Source organism: Rhodophyticola sp. (assembly GCF_965284195.1).
Taxonomy (GTDB): Bacteria; Pseudomonadota; Alphaproteobacteria; order Rhodobacterales; family Rhodobacteraceae; genus Rhodophyticola.
The window spans coordinates 616077-632427 of sequence record NZ_CBDIRM010000001.1 but is presented as its reverse complement, the minus strand read 5'-3'; the positions used below and the strand labels follow the sequence as shown (position 1 = coordinate 632427).

General features: G+C 64.3%; 18 protein-coding genes and 1 tRNA gene. 8 read left to right on the top strand and 11 right to left on the bottom strand.

Translation table 11 applies throughout. The annotated features are described in order from the left end of the window. Positions 1-250: 250 nt before the first annotated feature. From ACQ651_RS03195 to fabD, 5 genes are all read right to left on the bottom strand, one after another. Complete coding sequence (locus tag ACQ651_RS03195) at positions 251-484, bottom strand: acyl carrier protein (RefSeq protein WP_121898256.1); 234 nt, start codon at positions 482-484, stop codon at positions 251-253. A gap of 158 nt (positions 485-642) precedes the next feature. Further along, entirely contained in the window at positions 643-1605 is a 963-nt protein-coding gene (locus tag ACQ651_RS03190; RefSeq protein WP_430448279.1) for an alpha/beta hydrolase, read from the bottom strand. Further along, positions 1602-2339 (bottom strand): 3-oxoacyl-ACP reductase FabG, encoded by a 738-nt coding sequence (fabG, locus tag ACQ651_RS03185; RefSeq protein ID WP_227285288.1) that lies wholly within the window; start codon positions 2337-2339, stop codon positions 1602-1604. Before fabG ends, ACQ651_RS03190 begins: the two co-directional genes overlap by 4 nt. Positions 2340-2357: 18 nt before the next feature. Beyond that, positions 2358-2918, bottom strand: coding sequence for a hypothetical protein (locus ACQ651_RS03180; RefSeq protein WP_430448277.1), 561 nt, complete (start codon positions 2916-2918; stop codon positions 2358-2360). Beyond that, the gene (gene fabD, locus ACQ651_RS03175; protein WP_375550242.1) at positions 2911-3855 is read right to left on the bottom strand and encodes an ACP S-malonyltransferase; all 945 of its coding nucleotides are present in this window, start codon (positions 3853-3855) and stop codon (positions 2911-2913) included. Before fabD ends, ACQ651_RS03180 begins: the two co-directional genes overlap by 8 nt. Before the next feature lie 156 nt (positions 3856-4011). Here fabD and ACQ651_RS03170 point away from each other — a divergent pair, with 156 nt between their 5' ends. Next, positions 4012-5250, top strand: coding sequence for a cytochrome b/b6 domain-containing protein (locus ACQ651_RS03170; RefSeq protein ID WP_430448275.1), 1239 nt, complete (start codon positions 4012-4014; stop codon positions 5248-5250). 110 nt (positions 5251-5360) lie between these two features. Here the strand turns inward: ACQ651_RS03170 and ACQ651_RS03165 are convergent, their stop codons facing one another. After that, a complete protein-coding gene (locus tag ACQ651_RS03165) occupies positions 5361-5960 on the bottom strand; it encodes a YceI family protein (RefSeq protein ID WP_430448274.1) in 600 nt (199 codons plus the stop codon). Between the two features lie 385 nt (positions 5961-6345). Here ACQ651_RS03165 and rpsF point away from each other — a divergent pair, with 385 nt between their 5' ends. From rpsF to rplI, 3 genes are read left to right on the top strand one after another with little or no spacing between them, the layout of a single operon-like run. Continuing rightward, positions 6346-6699: a 30S ribosomal protein S6 gene (gene rpsF, locus ACQ651_RS03160; protein WP_121898261.1), complete on the top strand. Its 354-nt coding sequence runs from the start codon at positions 6346-6348 to the stop codon at positions 6697-6699. A 17-nt stretch (positions 6700-6716) separates the two neighbouring features. After that, positions 6717-6944 (top strand): 30S ribosomal protein S18, encoded by a 228-nt coding sequence (gene rpsR / locus ACQ651_RS03155; protein WP_121898262.1) that lies wholly within the window; start codon positions 6717-6719, stop codon positions 6942-6944. A 12-nt stretch (positions 6945-6956) separates the two neighbouring features. After that, a complete protein-coding gene (gene rplI / locus ACQ651_RS03150) occupies positions 6957-7607 on the top strand; it encodes a 50S ribosomal protein L9 (protein ID WP_430448273.1) in 651 nt (216 codons plus the stop codon). Between the two features lie 201 nt (positions 7608-7808). Here the strand turns inward: rplI and ACQ651_RS03145 are convergent, their stop codons facing one another. The 3 genes from ACQ651_RS03145 to ACQ651_RS03135 all read right to left on the bottom strand — a co-directional run bounded on the left by ACQ651_RS03145 (position 7809) and on the right by ACQ651_RS03135 (position 10995). Then, positions 7809-9164: a hypothetical protein gene (locus ACQ651_RS03145; RefSeq protein WP_430448271.1), complete on the bottom strand. Its 1356-nt coding sequence runs from the start codon at positions 9162-9164 to the stop codon at positions 7809-7811. Between the two features lie 311 nt (positions 9165-9475). Next, positions 9476-10804, bottom strand: coding sequence for a trigger factor (gene tig, locus ACQ651_RS03140; protein WP_227285564.1), 1329 nt, complete (start codon positions 10802-10804; stop codon positions 9476-9478). Between the two features lie 106 nt (positions 10805-10910). Continuing rightward, a tRNA-Leu gene (locus ACQ651_RS03135) sits at positions 10911-10995 on the bottom strand. Positions 10996-11315: 320 nt separating this feature from the next. Between ACQ651_RS03135 and ACQ651_RS03130 the strand changes: the two genes are divergently transcribed. After that, positions 11316-11819: a Hint domain-containing protein gene (locus ACQ651_RS03130; RefSeq protein WP_430448270.1), complete on the top strand. Its 504-nt coding sequence runs from the start codon at positions 11316-11318 to the stop codon at positions 11817-11819. A 57-nt stretch (positions 11820-11876) separates the two neighbouring features. Here the strand turns inward: ACQ651_RS03130 and ACQ651_RS03125 are convergent, their stop codons facing one another. Beyond that, positions 11877-13511, bottom strand: coding sequence for an NAD(P)H-hydrate dehydratase (locus ACQ651_RS03125; RefSeq protein ID WP_430448269.1), 1635 nt, complete (start codon positions 13509-13511; stop codon positions 11877-11879). A 175-nt stretch (positions 13512-13686) separates the two neighbouring features. Between ACQ651_RS03125 and ACQ651_RS03120 the strand changes: the two genes are divergently transcribed. From ACQ651_RS03120 to ACQ651_RS03110, 3 genes are all read left to right on the top strand, one after another. Further along, positions 13687-14025, top strand: a complete 339-nt coding sequence (locus tag ACQ651_RS03120; RefSeq protein WP_227285278.1) for a P-II family nitrogen regulator — start codon at positions 13687-13689, stop codon at positions 14023-14025. Between the two features lie 72 nt (positions 14026-14097). Then, entirely contained in the window at positions 14098-15504 is a 1407-nt protein-coding gene (glnA, locus tag ACQ651_RS03115; protein WP_430448267.1) for a type I glutamate--ammonia ligase, read from the top strand. A 139-nt stretch (positions 15505-15643) separates the two neighbouring features. Further along, positions 15644-16138, top strand: coding sequence for a YbjN domain-containing protein (locus ACQ651_RS03110; protein WP_227285276.1), 495 nt, complete (start codon positions 15644-15646; stop codon positions 16136-16138). On the opposite strand, the gene ACQ651_RS03105 is transcribed toward ACQ651_RS03110, so the two are convergent. After that, positions 16135-16350 (bottom strand): hypothetical protein, encoded by a 216-nt coding sequence (locus tag ACQ651_RS03105; protein ID WP_375550249.1) that lies wholly within the window; start codon positions 16348-16350, stop codon positions 16135-16137. The genes ACQ651_RS03110 and ACQ651_RS03105 overlap by 4 nt on opposite strands. Position 16351: the final 1 nt, after the last annotated feature.

Sequence of the window (16351 nt, the reverse complement as noted above, 5' to 3'; positions counted from 1 at the left end):
TTCGACACCTGATACCGCCATTGGGTGATCCGGGGCAATCCCCAGCCCGGCGATCACGTGGCGTGCGTCCGGTTCTCTATATCCCGCCCGGCAAGATGCTACATGCAATTCCAACAGGGGATACCGCTCGGCCGCGCCTTGCAAACCAAGGGCCCACAACCCGGGTTTCCGGCGGAAAACAGCCCGCAAAAGCAAAACGGCACCCGCAAAAGGGTGCCGCCTGCAAATTCCAAAACTGGCAATCGATCGCTTACGATGCTTCCTTGATGAATTTCACCGCATCGCCGAAAGTCTGAATGGTTTCGGCCGCATCGTCCGGAATCTCGATGCCGAATTCCTCTTCGAATGCCATGACCAGTTCAACGGTATCGAGCGAATCTGCGCCCAGATCATCGATGAACGAGGCGTTTTCAGTTACTTTGTCCTCTTCCACGCTCAGGTGCTCGACGACGATTTTCTTCACGCGATCTGCGATGTCGCTCATGGTCTTTCCTCATCCGTTGCGGGCAGACATAGTCCGTGCCACCCTTCGTTTCGCCCATCTGGCGGTTTCCAAACCGGTCAAGCCGGTCCATTTCCGTCTGGCGTTCCCGCCCCCCGGCAAATCTGCGCCGCCTATAGCATACTCCGAAGCGAAGGCAACTATGCTGGTTGCGGTTTTTCCGGTCCCTCCCGTTGTCCCGAATCGCCCGTTTCCCCTGCAGTATGGCGGCTCAGAAATCCGCCCAGCTCGGCAATGGCCCGGTCCGCCTCGGGCACACGTCCGGCCATCAGATGCCACACATGGGGCACCCGGGGCCAGATATCCAGAACCACCTCCCGCCCGGCCCGCCGCAGCAAATCGGCCATGCGAACTCCGTCATCGCGTAAAACCTCGGTTTCGCAAGCCTGTATCATCACCGGCGGGGCGCTCGAAAAATCTCCGAACAGCGGCGAAACCCGCGGATCGTGCGGGTCGTGCCCGTTCAGATACTCCATGACGCCGCGATATCCCCATTTCACCGGGATCAGCGGGTCGCGTTTCAGGTTCGCGGCTATCGAAGCGCCGGAAAAGGTCATATCCGTGATCGGCGACATCACGCCGGCCACCGCCGGCATCGGCAGGCCTTCCCGCCCCAGCACATGCAGCAGCGACAGAACCAGCCCTCCGCCCGCGCTGTCTCCGGCAAGGGCGATCCGGTCCGGCGCGTGTCCCGCCGCCAGCAGCCCTTGATAGGCCGCCAGCGCATCGTCCAGCGCCGCGGGAAACGGATGCTCCGGGGCCAGCCGGTAATCCGCCAGAAACCCCTCCAGCCCCGCCTCGGCCGCAAGGGCCGCAACCAGATGGCGATAGGACCGGACAGATCCCAGAACAAAGGCGCCGCCATGCAGAAACAGCAGCACGCCGTTTTTCGCCTGCCCCCGCCGGCCGGCCCAAACGCCCGGCACACCGCCGATCCTGTCCGCCCGCAGCGTCAGATCGCGCGGCGTCCTGTAGACGATCCGCGCGTTCAGATTGAACAGCGCCCGCGCCACCGGCTGCGGAAAAGGCAGCGCCAGCACGGGTTTCTGCCCATATCGGGCCAGTATCAGGCTCACCCGCTGCTGCCAGGAGATATCGCTCAAAGCATCGCCATCCCGCCATTCACATGCAGCGTGGTCCCGGTCACATAGCCCGCCTCCGGGCTTGCAAGATACACCACCGCCGCGGCGATCTCGCCCGGTGTGCCCATCCGGCCCGCCGGGATCTGTGCAAGGATCTTGGTCTTCTGGTCGTCGGTCAGCTTGTCGGTCATGGCCGTTTCGATGAAGCCCGGCGCCACCGCATTGACGGTGATCCCCCGCGACGCCACTTCATAGGCCAGCGATTTCGACATGCCCACCATCCCCGCCTTGGAGGCCGCATAGTTCCCCTGCCCCGGGTTGCCCGTCGCGCCCACGACCGAGCTGATGTTGACGATCCGGCCCCAGCGCGCCTTCATCATGCCGCGCAACACGCCCCGGCACAGCCGCATGGTAGAGGTCAGGTTCACCTCCAGAACGCTGGCCCATTCCTCGTCGGACATCCGCATGAACAGGTTATCCCGCGTAATCCCCGCGTTATTCACAAGGATATCCACAGACCCCATCGCCGCTATCGCCTGTTTCGGGAGCGCCTCGACGGCCTCTGCATCGCTCAGGTTGCAGGGCAGGACATGGGCCCGCTCGCCCAGTTCCGCGGCCAGCGCCTCCAGCGGCTCGACCCGCGTTCCGCTCAGACCCACAGTCGCGCCCGCGGCGTGCAGCTGTCTCGCGATATCCGCGCCGATCCCGCCTGACGCCCCGGTCACCAAAGCGCATTTGCCCGTCAAATCCGTCATCACCGTCTCCTTTTGAAATCAACCGCCGGTCACCAGCCCGAACCGGGAAAAATCCTCCCCGGTCAGGAGGCGGCCCTCTGCGCCCGCATCCAGCGTGGCCCGGTAAAACGCGTCATCGCCCAGCATATCGGTCACGTAGCGGCGGCGTTCCTCATGGGCCACGTCATCCTCGGCCAGGGCCGCGCCGCCCCAGTCGCTGATCACGATCTCGGCCCCCGCGCCGATCTGCCGCCCGGCGCCCGCCAGCACCAGCCAGACCGCATCCCCTTCGATCCGGGCACCGGGCGCCACCTCGGTCGTCAGCCCCAGCCTCCGGATGCGATAGCCGTTCTGAAGCAACGCCGTGATATCCGCGGCCCCCGGCATGTCGCCCAGAACCACGGTTCTCAGGCCCGGGTTCTGCTCCACCAGCATCTCGAACCGCTCCGGGCTGGCCCCGGTCATCGGGCCCGACATGTACATCCGGTCTCCCTCCACCCGGAACACCGTCGCGCCTGCGGTTGCAAAATACAGCAGACCGGCGGTGGCGGCCCCCAGAATGACAAGGCCCAGACCCCAGAACAGAACGCGCCTAGCCATTGTTCAGCACCTCGGCCGCCGCCTTGACCTCATCGGCGGTTCCCACCGTCCGGGTGGCAATCTCCCGGTCGATCCGGCGCACCATCCCCGACAGCGCCTTGCCGGCACCGATCTCCCAGGTTTCGGTCACGCCATGGGCGGCCATCCACAGCACGCTCTCGCGCCAGCGGACCGAGCCGGTGACCTGATCCACCAGATTGTTCCGGATCAGCATCTTGGAGGTTTCGGCATGGGCCGTGACATTCCCGACAAGCGGCACCACCGGCTCCTCGATATCCACATGGCTCAGCGCCTCGGCCATCGCGCTGGCGGCGGGCTCCATCAGGGCGCAGTGAAACGGGGCGCTGACCGGCAGCAGCACCGCCCGTTTCGCGCCCTTGACCTTGGCAATCTCCACCGCACGCATCACTGCGCCCCGGTGCCCCGACACCACGACCTGCGCCGGATCATTATCATTCGCGGCCTGGCAGACCTGTCCGTCCGCCGCCTCCTTGGCGACCGCCATGGCCGCCTTGAAATCCAGCCCCAGAAGCGCGGCCATGGCGCCCTCGCCCGCCGGAACGGCCGCCTGCATCGCCTCGCCCCGGTGCCGCAGAAGCCGCGCCGCATCGGCCAGCGAGATCGACCGCGCCGCGCAAAGCGCCGAATACTCGCCCAGCGAATGCCCCGCCACATAGGAGGCCGCCGTCACCTCGACACCTTCGGCGCGCAAGGCCGCCATCGCCGCCATCGACGTGGCCATCAGGGCCGGCTGTGCATTGCGCGTCAGGGTCAACTCGTCGATGTCCCCTTCCCATATCAGCGTGCTCAACGCATCGCCCAGCGCCTCGTCGACCTCCTCGAAGACGGCTTTGGCCTCGGGGTAGGCATCGGCCAGATCACGGCCCATGCCGATGGTCTGCGCCCCCTGTCCGGGAAAGATAAAGGCTCGGGTCATGGGATGCTCCTCCACATCGCTGGCTTCGAGGATCGGGGCTATCGCATGAAACCGCTCTTCGCAATTGCGAACAGGCCTTGTGCGTTGCGCCGGGCGCGCCAGCCGCTACCTCTGAACCATCAATCGCACCCCAGCACGGCAGAGGATCGAAGGATCATGACGGCAACCGATGCCCGGCCCGACCACCCCGGCCCCCGCAACAGTTCGCGGCGCTACGGCTCCGTGGCAAAAACACTCCACTGGCTCACCGCGCTGTTGATTCTGACGGCCATTCCGCTCGGGCTCGTCGCCAATGCCTGGCCCTATGACACCTCCGCGCAACTGGCGGTCAAGGCTCTGCTCTTCTCGCTGCACAAGACCATCGGGCTTCTCGCCTTCTTCGTGGCGCTTGCGCGGATCTTGTGGGCCACGATCCAGCCGCGGCCGCAAACGCTGATAGCCGGGCGGCCCACCCAACTGCTCCTGGCCGATGCAACGCATTGGGTGCTCTATGCAAGTCTCGTCATCGTGCCGCTTTCCGGCTGGCTGCACCATGCCGCGACCACCGGCTTCGCGCCGATCTGGTGGCCCTTTGGCCAGACCCTGCCCTTCGTTCCCCGGTCGGAGGCGGTGGCCGGTTTCTTCGCCGCCTGGCACTGGCTTTTCACCAAGCTTCTGGCCGCGGCAATCCTGCTTCACATCGCCGGCGCGCTGAAACACCACTACATCGAACGGGATGCGACCCTCGCCCGGATGCTGCCGGGCCAGCCCGCCCTGCCGGACCCGATGCCGCAGCGGACGGGGGGCGAAGGCCGCCGCGCCCGCATTCTCGCGCTCGCGATCTGGGCGCTGGCGCTTGCGGGCGGAACGCTCCTCGGCCTGCAAGCCGACGATCGGGCCGCCATCCCGCGCCTGGCCGAGGTGCAGTCGGAGTGGGCGGTGCAGGACGGCACGCTGGAAATCACTGTCCAGCAACTGGGCAGCGCCGTCACCGGCAGCTTCGCCGACTGGACGGCCGAGATCGACTTTACCGAAACGCCGGCGGATCGGCTCCATGGCCGCGTGGACGTGGTCATCGCCATCGGGTCGCTGTCTCTCGGCGGCGTGACCACGCAGGCGCTGGATGCGGAATTCTTCAACGCCGCCGCCTTCCCCACGGCCCGTTTCTCCGGCCCCATCCGCGCGGCGGATCAGGGCTATGTCGTCGATGGCATCCTGTCGCTTGCCGGTCGCGATGTGGCTGCCGTTCTGCCCTTCACACTGGCCATCGCCGATGATACGGCAACGGTTTCCGCGCAGGTGACGCTTGATCGCCGCGATTTCGGGATGGGCCCCAGCTACCCCGATGAAAGCAGCGTGGGTTTCGGTGTGGATGTGCGGGTCGCCCTGACGGCGGTTCGTGCCGACGCGGAATAACCTCCGCCCGCCCCCGCCCGCCGCACAACGCCCCCCATGTCGGCCAAAAAAAGCCGCCCCTTTCGCAAGGGGCGGCCCGGCACGCCACCGTGCCCGCGGTGCGGCCGCGCTCAGCTTTCCATATCTGCGGCGCGGATCGCTTCCACCGAAATCATCACGCCGACCTCGTCGCCCACGAAGGGGGTGAACGCACTCAGGCCGAACGCCGTCCGGCTCAAGGTTGTGGTCGCGTCGAACCCGGCCACCAGCGCGCCGTTCATCTGCGGCAACGGGCTGGGCCCGGCGGAGTTCAGCGTCGCGTCCAGCACCACTTCCTGCGTCGTGTCGCCGATGGTCAGATCGCCAGTGATCAGGGCCGTGTCGTCGCCGGTCACCTCGATCCCGGTGGAGACGAAGGTGATCATGTCCTCGTCGGAGGCGGCAAAGAAATCCTCGCCCAGCATATGGGCGGTCCGCGCTTCCCAGCCGGTGAACATCGAGGTCGTGGGCATCGACACGCTGACAGACGAGCTTGCCGGATCGTCGGCGTCGAACATGATCTCGCCCTCGAAACCGGAAAACATGCCATAGGTCGTGGACAGGCCCAGATGGTTCCAGCTGAACACGATCTGGCTGTGCGATGCGTCAAGCCGGTAAAGCTCCGCATCGGCGAGGGCGGGGGTGGCGGTCACCGCGGCAAGCAGCGCGGCAGAGGACAGAAGCTGTTTCATGATCTTGGGAACTCCCTGAAAGAACAAAGTGATAACGGAACACATCTCGGGTCTTACCCGGCGATGACAACCCGATCTGCCTCAACAGATCCTGTGCGCCACCGCACGAGTGCCGCCCGGCCCGTCCACAGATAGCCGCGCCCCGCCGCCGGTCGACTTGGGCCGGCCGGTTTTCGCCACCCGCGCCCGCCCGCTCGGCGAAATTCCTCCCCCGGCCCGCACCCGGCGAGGCGGGCGCGTTTCCCCTTGCGCCACGGGCGAACCCTTCCTATAAGGCGCCCTTCCTCCGTCGTTGCTTTCGCACCGGCGTGGTCTCTCGTGACCGGGGGGCGGAGGATCATCGCCCCGGTCTTTGAAACACGCTTTGATATGAACTGGAGAAGACATGCCGCTCTATGAGCATGTGATGATTGCGCGTCAGGACCTGTCCAACACGCAAGCCGAAGGCCTTATCGAACATTTTGGCTCCGTGCTGTCCGACAATGGCGGCACCCTCGTGGATCACGAGTACTGGGGTGTCAAAACCATGGCCTACAAGATCAACAAGAACCGCAAGGGCCACTACGCCTACATGCGTTCGGACGCGCCCGCGACCGCCGTGCAGGAAATGGAACGCCTGATGCGTCTGCATGATGACGTGATGCGGGTTCTGACCATCAAGGTCGATGAACACCCCGAGTTGCCCTCGGTTCAGATGCAGAAACGTGACGAACGCGGCGACCGCCGCGAGCGCCGTTAAGGGAAGGATCAAGACCAATGGCTGCAAAACCGTTTTTCCGCCGTCGCAAATCCGACCCGTTCGAAGGCGACAACGCACCCAAGATCGACTACAAGGACACGCGTCTGCTGCAACGCTATATCTCTGAGCGTGGCAAGATCGTGCCCAGCCGCATCACCGCCGTCGGTGCCAAGAACCAGCGCCGTCTGGCCCAGGCCATCAAGCGGGCGCGGTTCCTCGCCCTTCTGCCCTACGCCGTGAAATAAGGAGAACGACCCATGGATGTTATCCTTCTGGAACGTGTGGCCAAGCTCGGCCAGATGGGCGAAGTGGTTTCGGTCAAGGAAGGCTATGCGCGCAACTATCTGTTGCCGCAGAAAAAAGCCCTCCGCGCGAATGAAAGCAATCTGAAAGCCTTCGAAACCCAGAAAGCCCAGCTTGAGGCGCAAAACCTCGAAACCAAGGCCGAGGCCGACAAGATGGGCGAAAAACTCGCCGGTCAGCAGTTTGTCGTGATCCGCTCCGCCTCCGATTCCGGGGCGCTGTACGGCTCGGTGACCACCCGCGATGCGGCCGGTGCCGCCACCGCCGATGGCTTCACCATCGACCGCAAGCAGGTCGCGCTCAGCCGTCCGATCAAGGAACTGGGCCTGCACACCGTGCATGTCATCCTGCACCCCGAGGTGGAGGTGGACATCACGCTGAACGTCGCCCGCTCCGTCGAGGAAGCCGAGCTTCAGGCCTCCGGCAAGTCGATCCAGGAACTGGCCGCCGAAGAAGAGGCCGCCGCGGAGTTCGAGATCGCCGAGCTGTTCGACGATATCGGCGCGGCACAACTGGACGATCTGGAAGAGGCGCCTGCCGAAACCGGCAACGACGCGTCTGCCGAAGACGCAGGCGACAGCGAAGACGACGACAAGACCGCCTGATCTTCCGCATTACCGGAGAAATCGAAACCGCGCCCTTACCGGCGCGGTTTTTTCATGCCCTGGCAGGGCCTCATGGCCCGTCCGCCATCGGGGTCCGCCGTCCCGTCTCTCACAGATGCTGTGACGCAGCCGGGCGAAAACCGACAAAACAAGACCCGCCTCGGAGGGCGGGTCTTGCGATGCCGTCAGGCTGGAAACCGGTCAGTTGTTCCAGGTCTCCATGTTCAGCGTGGCGGGGCAGCTATCCCCGCTGAAGGTGCCGACCCAGACATCGACCCGCCCGTTCAACAGGTGCGCGCCCCGCAGATCCAGCCGGGGGTCCAGATTGCCGTTGCTGTCGTCATCATAGAACCACTGCCCGTTGGCCGCGTTCACGATCAGCGTGCTGTCGCATTGGCTGTCCACGTCGATGGCAAGCCGATACTGGTCCATACCGCTCAGGAAGAAGGTGTAATCGGGCGTCGCGTTGGCATAGCCCCCCGCGCCGATGCCGCAATCGCCGACGGGCGTGCCGCCACCGGCCTGAACGCCATAGGCCTGCGGGCTGTAAAGCTGCTGACCGGTGATGTTCACCTGCTGACCCGACAGCGCGAAACTCGGGCATCCACCGGCCTGTTGCGGCTGGGGCGCGGGCGCGGTGACATAGAAGGTCTCCATGTTCAGGGTCGCGTTGCAGGGCGTGCCGGAATAGCTGCCGACCCAGACATCGACCCGCCCGTTCAACGCCTGGGCGCCGACCAGTTCGAGGCGGGGGTTCGGATATCCCGCGCCATCATCGTCGAAATGCCACGTGGTATCGGCGCTGTTGACCAGCAGGGTCGTATCGCATTCCGCCACCACGTCTATCGCCAGACGGTAGGGATCCATACCGCTCAGATAGAAGGAGTATTGCGGCGCGGCGCTGAAATAGCCCGTGCCCTGGAACTCGCCGCAATTCGATGCCGGCGTGGTGCCCTGCGCCTGAACCCCATAACGCTGCGGTGCGTAAAGCTGGTCGCCGGTAAGCTGGATCTGCGCGCCTTGCGTGTTCCATGTCGGGCAACTTGCCGGTGCCGGTGCCGGTGCCGGGGTGGGCGCGGGCGCGGGCGCCTGTGTGAGGAAGGTCTCAAGTGTCACGGTCGCGCTGCACCCGCCGCCTGCGAATGTGCCGACCCAGACATCGACGCGGCCATTGGTCTGCGCCGCGGTCGCAAGCTCGATCCGCGGATCTAGGTTGCCGTTGCTGTCATCGTCGAACAGCCACTGACCGTTGGCCGTATTAACGAGCAGCGCCGCGTCGCACGTGCTGTCCACATCGATGACTAGGCGGTAGCTGTCCATTCCCGACAGATCGAAGGAGTAATCGGGCGCGGACCGGAAATTGCCCGATCCCAGAGTGCCAAGACCGCAATTGGCCAGGCTGTTGTCGCCGCCAGCCTGCACGCCGAAGGTCGTCGGGGTGTAAAGCTGGTCGCCGGTATAGGTGAAGGACCCGCCGGCCAGTTGGTAGGCCGGGCAGGCCAATGCCGCCACACCCATGGACAAGAACAGAAAAATGCTGGCTAGGAATAATCTCATCGGAATTCCCTCCCCTAAGCTTATCAGTGTCAAATATGTGGGCGCAGGCAGAACCCTCCGACCACGATCCGGATCAATTGGCCTGCCCCCGCCATGCATGATGCTTCCACGTGCCGGGCACGGGACGGGCCGCCCCGTGACCGGGGCACACCGACAACGATAGGCGGATTACCGCCAAACGCATAGGGGAAACCTTTCGCGGCACGTGCCTTTTTTGTGCGTTTTGCATGTAAAAAGGGCCGCCCCAGGGACGGCCCAAATCACACTGTCTGATGGTCTGCGATATCGGCTGCGCGGGTTGCGCCGACGTCTCAGTCCTCCTCTTCCAGCGCCTCGACGGCCTTTTGCAGATCGTCCTTGGAGACGTCCTTGTCCTCCACCGCTGCCATTTCGAAGATGAAGTCGATCACCTTGTCCTCGAAAAGCGGGGCCCGAAGCTGCTGCTGCGCGGCCTGATTTTGCTGAATGAATTCAAAGAACTGGCGCTCCTGCCCCGGATACTGCCGGGCCTGATTCATGATCGCCTGGGTCATCTCGGCATCCGAAACCTGAACATCGTTCTTCTGCCCAAGCTCGGCCAGAAGCAGGCCCAGACGGACGCGCCGTTCGGCCAGCGTCCTGTGCTCCTCGGTGGGCTCGATCTCCGGGTGGTCGTGGCCCTGCACATCGGGGTTTTCCTCATGCCAGAGCTGATGGGCGATCTGGCCTGCTTCCGCAGCGACCAGCGACGGCGGCAGATCGAACTTCACCAGATCGTCCAGCTGGTCCAGCAGTTGCCGCTTCAGCACCTGCCGGGCGGCGCCGGAATACTGCGCCTTCAACTGCTCCTCGATCTGGCCCTTCAACGCGGCCAGATCCTCGGCCCCGTACTGCTTGGCCAGCTCGTCATTCATCTCGGCCGGTACGGGCTTCTTGACCTCTTTGATCTTGCACTCGAACACGGCCGCCTTGCCGGCAAGATGCTCGGCCTGATACTCCTCGGGGAAGGAGACCTCGACATCCTTTTCCTCGCCCGCCTTGGTGCCGACAAGCTGCTCTTCGAAGCCCGGAATGAAACTGTCGGACCCCAGCACCAGCGGGTAATCCTCCGCCGCGCCACCATCGAAGGGCTCGCCATCGACCTTGCCCAGGAAGTCGATCACCACCTGATCGCCCTTGGCCGCCTTGCCTTTCTTGGTCGCGAAGTTCTGCGCGCTTTCGGCGATCTTGCCCAAAGCCTCGTCGACCTCCGCCTCCGCGGGGGACACGACCAGCCGCTCCAGCTTCAGCTTCTTGTAATCCACATCCGGAATATCGGGCAGCTTTTCGTAGGACATGGCCACGACGATATCGTCGCCCTCCTTCCAGTCCTCGTTGACCATCTTGATCTCGGGCTGCATCGCGGGGCGGTCGCCGCTCTCCTCAAGATGGCCCTGCATCGCGCCGTCAACGGTTTCCTGCATCGCCTCGCCCATCAGGCGCGGGCCGAACTGCTTCTTCAGCAGCGGCAGCGGCACCTTGCCCTTGCGAAAGCCCTTCATTTCGACCTCGGGCTGCGCCTCGGCCAGCTTTTCGTCCACCTTCGCGTCCAGCTCGGCGCCCGTGATGGTGATTTCATAGGCGCGCTTCAGTCCGTCGTTCAGCGTCTCGGTGACGTTCATCGTTGTCCTCGCATAGGTGAAAAGGGCACCCGGCGGGTCCCTTGGCAGAATTTGCGCCTTACTAGTGGGGGGCCGGGGGGCGTTCAACCCCGAAATGAAAGGGGTTTGGTGCGGGTGGAGGGACTTGAACCCCCACGCCTTGCGGCGCCAGAACCTAAATCTGGTGCGTCTACCAATTTCGCCACACCCGCATGCGCCGCGTTCTTTAGCAGAGGGCTTGGTCACAGGGTAGAGGCAAAACGCATCGGCCGGGCCGGGTGCCGCGCGCGCCAAATCCCCGGTCCGGGCGGCCGGAACAAGGCACAAACCGTCACGTGGCGACCGGCGCAGCCTTCGCGCCCCATGCCCCGCGCCGACCGAATGCGCCTGCGGGAAACCGCCGGGCGATGCCTCTTTGTCACGGCGAAAAACCGCCCAGTCAAAAGGCTTTGGGAATTCCGCCTGTATCGGTTAACCTTTTCCTAATCACAATGAGGCAGCATTGCCCGCAGATCCATGAGCAGGATTTCATATGACACGGCCCGCAGATGATCGGCGCCATCATAGCGCATTGGACAAGGCGGCGTGGCTCGATGACGCCGCGCTTCCGATCGGCACCACCCTGCTTACGCTGGATGGCACGCTTCCGGTCGAATATCTCGTGCCCGGCGACCGGGTGATCACCCGCGACGGGGCGTATCGGCTGCGCGCCGCGCTGCGCCATACTGTCCCACAAGGGCTGCGCATGGTCCGCGTCAGCCGCGATGCGCTTGGCGGAAAACCGGATGCGGATATCACGCTTCTGCCCCGGCAGCGCGTTCTGATCCGCGATTGGCGCGCCCGGGCGCTTTACGACACGCCGCAAGCCTGTGTCCCTGTCGAGCGTCTGATCGACAGGGAATATGTGCGCTGGACGATGGACACGCCGGCGCATGTGATCTCTCTCCATTTCGACCGGCAGCTCATCCTTTATGCCGCGGGTCTGGAGCTACAGAGCACGGCCCGGCTGGCCCCGCCGGTCTCTGACGCGGCCTAACACGGCGCAAGGGCGCGCACGGCAACGCGTTTCCCGCGCCCCGGCCATAGGTTCCCCTCAGAGGCTCCCAAGCGGCGCAGCATCCTCAAGATCGCGCAACACCTCCGGAAGCCTCTCGGGCAGATCCTCCGCGACAAGGCCCGGCCCGAAGGCGCGGGCGCAGTCCACATGCAGCCATGCGCCGGTCTCCGCGGCCTCCATCGGGCTCATGCCCCGCGCCAGCAGGCCGGTGATGAACCCGGCCAGCACATCGCCCGACCCTGCGGTCGCAAGCCACGGCGCGGCGCGGTCATACCGGGCGGCGTTGATCGACGCCCGCCCCGACGGCTCTGCGGTCACCGTGTCCGGCCCTTTGAACAGCACCACGCAGCCCGCCCGCGCGGCGGCCTCCCGCGTGGCGTCGACCTTGGAATAGGCGGGGCCCTTGGTGGGCGCGGCGTCCAGCCTTTCGGAGAGATCCGGGAAAAGGCGTCTGAATTCGCCCGCATGGGGTGTCAGGATGCAACGGTCATGCAGCATCGCGAACAGATCCGCGGGGGCATCCTCAAAAGCGGTGAGCGCATCGGCGTCCAGAACGACGGAGCGGCGCGGCGGAGGCGCACCCGGCGCGCGGGCCCGTGACGCAAGGTCCCCGGCCCCGAGGGCCACCGGCACAAGATCCCTCGCGCGGTCCACACCCAGTCCCGGACCGAGGCAGAGCGCATTCAGCCGCTCATCTTCCAGAAGAGTAGCAAGCCCCCCCGCCCCGTTGGCACGTTTGATCATGATGGCGGTCAGTTGTGCTGCATGTTCCGCCACCGCCGCATCCTCGCAGACAACGGAGACGAGGCCCGCCCCGATCCTGAGCGCACCGCGCGCGGCAAGGCGGGCGGCACCGCCCGCACCCGGCCCGCCGGAGAGGATGAGCGCGTGACCATGGGAATACTTGTGATGATCCGCGCGTTTTGCCAGCGCCCCATGCGCCGGGCGCTCCACCAGCCGCACAGTCTCGACAGGCGGCACGACCGCGCTCCCCCCGGATCGCGGCGTCAAGCCGATGTCACAGAGAACGGTTTTCCCGCATTCCGACGGGCCACGATCCAGATAATGGCCAAGCTTCGCCGCATGAAAGGTCACGCTCAGATCCGCCCTGATCGCGGTGCCCAGAATGCGCCCGCTATCGGCGCAGAGGCCACTGGGCGTATCAATCGCCACCACGCGAACGCCCTTTTTTCCAAACACGTCCCGCGCCTGCGCAAAAACCGTGAAAAGCCCGCGAAAGGGGCGCGTGAGCCCGGTCCCGAACAATCCGTCGACGATCAGGCTGCATTCGGGTACTTCCAGATTGTCGTCTTGCAGGGGGGGCGGGTCGATACCGCGCATGGTGACCGCGCCCAACTCTCTCCAGCGCTCATAATTCGCTCTCGCATCCGGCGGCAAGTGGTCGGGATCGCCGTATAGGAACACCTCCACCTCCCATCCCCAGCCTTTCAGCAGGCGCGCGACGACGAACCCGTCGCCGCCATTGTTGCCCGGGCCGCACAGCACAACCGCGCGGTGCGGGGCCTGCGCCAGATCCGGCCATTCGGCGAAGACGGCCTCCACCACGCCCCGGCCCGCGCGCTCCATCAGCTCCAACCCCGTGACCGAGCCGCTGTCGATCGCGGCGGTTTCGATCCCGCGCATCTGCGCCGCCGTCAGCAATTCCGTCACGCCGATCCCCTCTTGCGATTCAGTTCTGCATAAAAAATATGCGTACCGCTTAATTCGTCATCGCACCGCTGGGTTTCCATCAGTGGCGCAACACATGCGTCATGCTACCCGATTGCCCCCCATGGGCGAAAGTGGTGTCACGGGCGGGCATGCATGACGAGGAGGCCCGGGGGACATGAAAAAGATCGAGGCGATCATCAAACCGTTCAAGCTGGATGAGGTCAAAGAGGCCCTTCAGGAGATCGGCATACAGGGCCTGAGCGTCACCGAAGTCAAAGGGTTCGGGCGCCAGAAAGGCCATACCGAGCTTTACCGTGGCGCGGAATACGTTGTGGATTTCCTGCCCAAGGTGAAGATCGAGGTCGTGCTGGCCGATGATCAGGTGGATACCGCGATCGAAGCGATCATCGACGCGGCCAAGACCGACAAGATCGGCGACGGCAAGATCTTCGTCTCCTCCATCGAACAGGCGATCCGCATCCGCACCGGCGAGGCCGGCGAAGACGCGCTTTGAACCGCGATCAGTTGTACGAGAGGGGCATGACCATGCCCCGGAAACAGACCCAAAACGTCAAGGAAGGTCACGATGAGCAAAGATAAGGTTTTGTCCATGATCAAGGACGAGGATGTCGAATATGTCGATATCCGCTTCACCGATCCGCGAGGCAAGCTTCAGCATGTCACGGTGTTGTCCGACCAGGTTGATGAAGACTTCCTGGACGAAGGGTTCATGTTCGACGGCTCTTCGATCGCCGGCTGGAAAGGCATTGAAGCTTCCGACATGAAACTGATGCCCGACACCGAAAGCGTCTATGTCGACCCGTTCTACGCGGAAAAGACGATCTGCCTGCACTGCTCGATCGTGGAGCCGGACACCGGCGAGTCCTACGAACGCGACCCGCGCGGCACGGCGGAAAAGGCCGAGGCGTATCTGAAATCCTCCGGCATCGGCGATGTGGCCTATTTCGGGCCCGAGGCGGAGTTCTTCCTGTTCGACGACGTGCGCTTTTCGGTCGGCATGAACAAGGTCTCCTACGAGGTCGACGCGCAGGACGCCGCCTGGAACACCGACAGCGAATACGAGATGGGCAACATGGGCCATCGGCCCGGCGTCAAGGGCGGCTATTTCCCGGTGAACCCCACCGACGCGGCCCATGATCTGCGCTCGGAAATGCTGTCCACGATGAAGCGGATCGGCATGAAGGTCGACAAGCACCACCATGAGGTGGCGTCGTGCCAGCACGAGCTGGGCCTGATCTTCGACAGCCTGACCAAACAGGCCGACGAGTTGCAGAAATACAAATACGTCATCCACAACGTGGCCCATGCCTACGGCAAGTCCGCGACCTTCATGCCCAAGCCCATCGCAGGCGACAACGGCACCGGCATGCATGTGAACATGTCGATCTGGAAAGACGGCAAGCCCCTGTTCGCAGGCGACAAATATGCCGACCTGTCGGATGAGGCGCTGTATTTCATCGGCGGCATTCTCAAGCACGCCAAGACGCTGAACGCGTTCACCAACCCGTCGACCAACAGCTACAAGCGCCTGATCCCGGGCTTCGAAGCGCCGGTTCTGCGCGCCTATTCCGCCCGCAACCGCTCGGGCTGTGTGCGGATCCCGTGGACGGAATCGCCCAAGGCAAAACGGGTCGAGGCGCGGTTCCCCGATCCGTCGGCAAACCCCTATCTGTGCTTCGCGGCCCTGCTGATGGCCGGTCTGGACGGGATCCAGAACAAGATCCATCCGGGCGATCCCTCGGACAAGGACCTCTACGATCTGCCGCCCGAAGAGCTGGCGGGCATCCCCACGGTCTGCGCAAGCCTGCGCGAAGCGCTGGACGCGCTGGAGGCCGATCACGCCTTCCTGCTGGCCGGCGACGTGTTCACCAAGGACCAGATCGAAGGCTACATGGAGCTGAAATGGGAAGAGGTCTATGCCTTCGAGCATACCCCTCACCCGGTGGAGTATCTCAACTATTACAGCTGCTGAGCCGAAGCGGTTCGGGTTTCGGAAAGGGCGCCATGTTGGCGCCCTTTTCTTTTGCGATATCAAGCGAAAGGCTTGACCCGACATGCGCACCGGTTGAGGATCAGCCGAACCTTTGAAACAGACCCGAACCGGAAGACCCATGACCCGCCTGGCCCTATTTGCGCTGCCCTTCGCCCTTCTGACCACCGCGACCCTCGCCCAGGACGCCGCGCCGCCTGCGGAACTGGGCACCGATCCCGACGCGATCCTTGAGGTTGCAAGGGGCTTCGGCGCGGCCCAGATGGAAGCCGCCGACAGGGCCGGCCGCCCGCTTGTGACCGGTATGCTGAACGGCACCCGCTATGGTGTGCTGATGTATGGCTGCGACGAGGGGGATGGCTGCGACAGCGTGCAGTTCTTCGCCACGTTTTCGGAATCCGGCACCACGTTGGAGTTTCTGAACCAGTGGAACGCGGACAAACGGTTCGGCTCGGCCTATCTTCAGGAGGATGGCGATGTCATCCTGCACTACAGCACCAGCATCCGCTACGGCGTCAACCAGCGCAATTTCGAGGATACGTTCGATGTCTGGCAGGTCACGCTCAACCAGTTCGTGAACCGGCTTTCCGGCCTTCCCGACGACGCGGCCCGCTAGAACCGGGTGAACCGGGAGGCCTTGCGCATCGTGCGGATCATCTGGCGGGTGTTTTTCTGGCTGCTCCGGGCGCTTTCGCGCTGTTCGGGCGTCATCGCCTCTTCGCGGGCGTCGCCCCGGCCACGGGTGGCGCGGTTGATCCCGGCATTGACGCCGCGGTTCACAAGCTGACGGATCAGCGTATTCATTACCATGCGAATGATGCGGTCCATC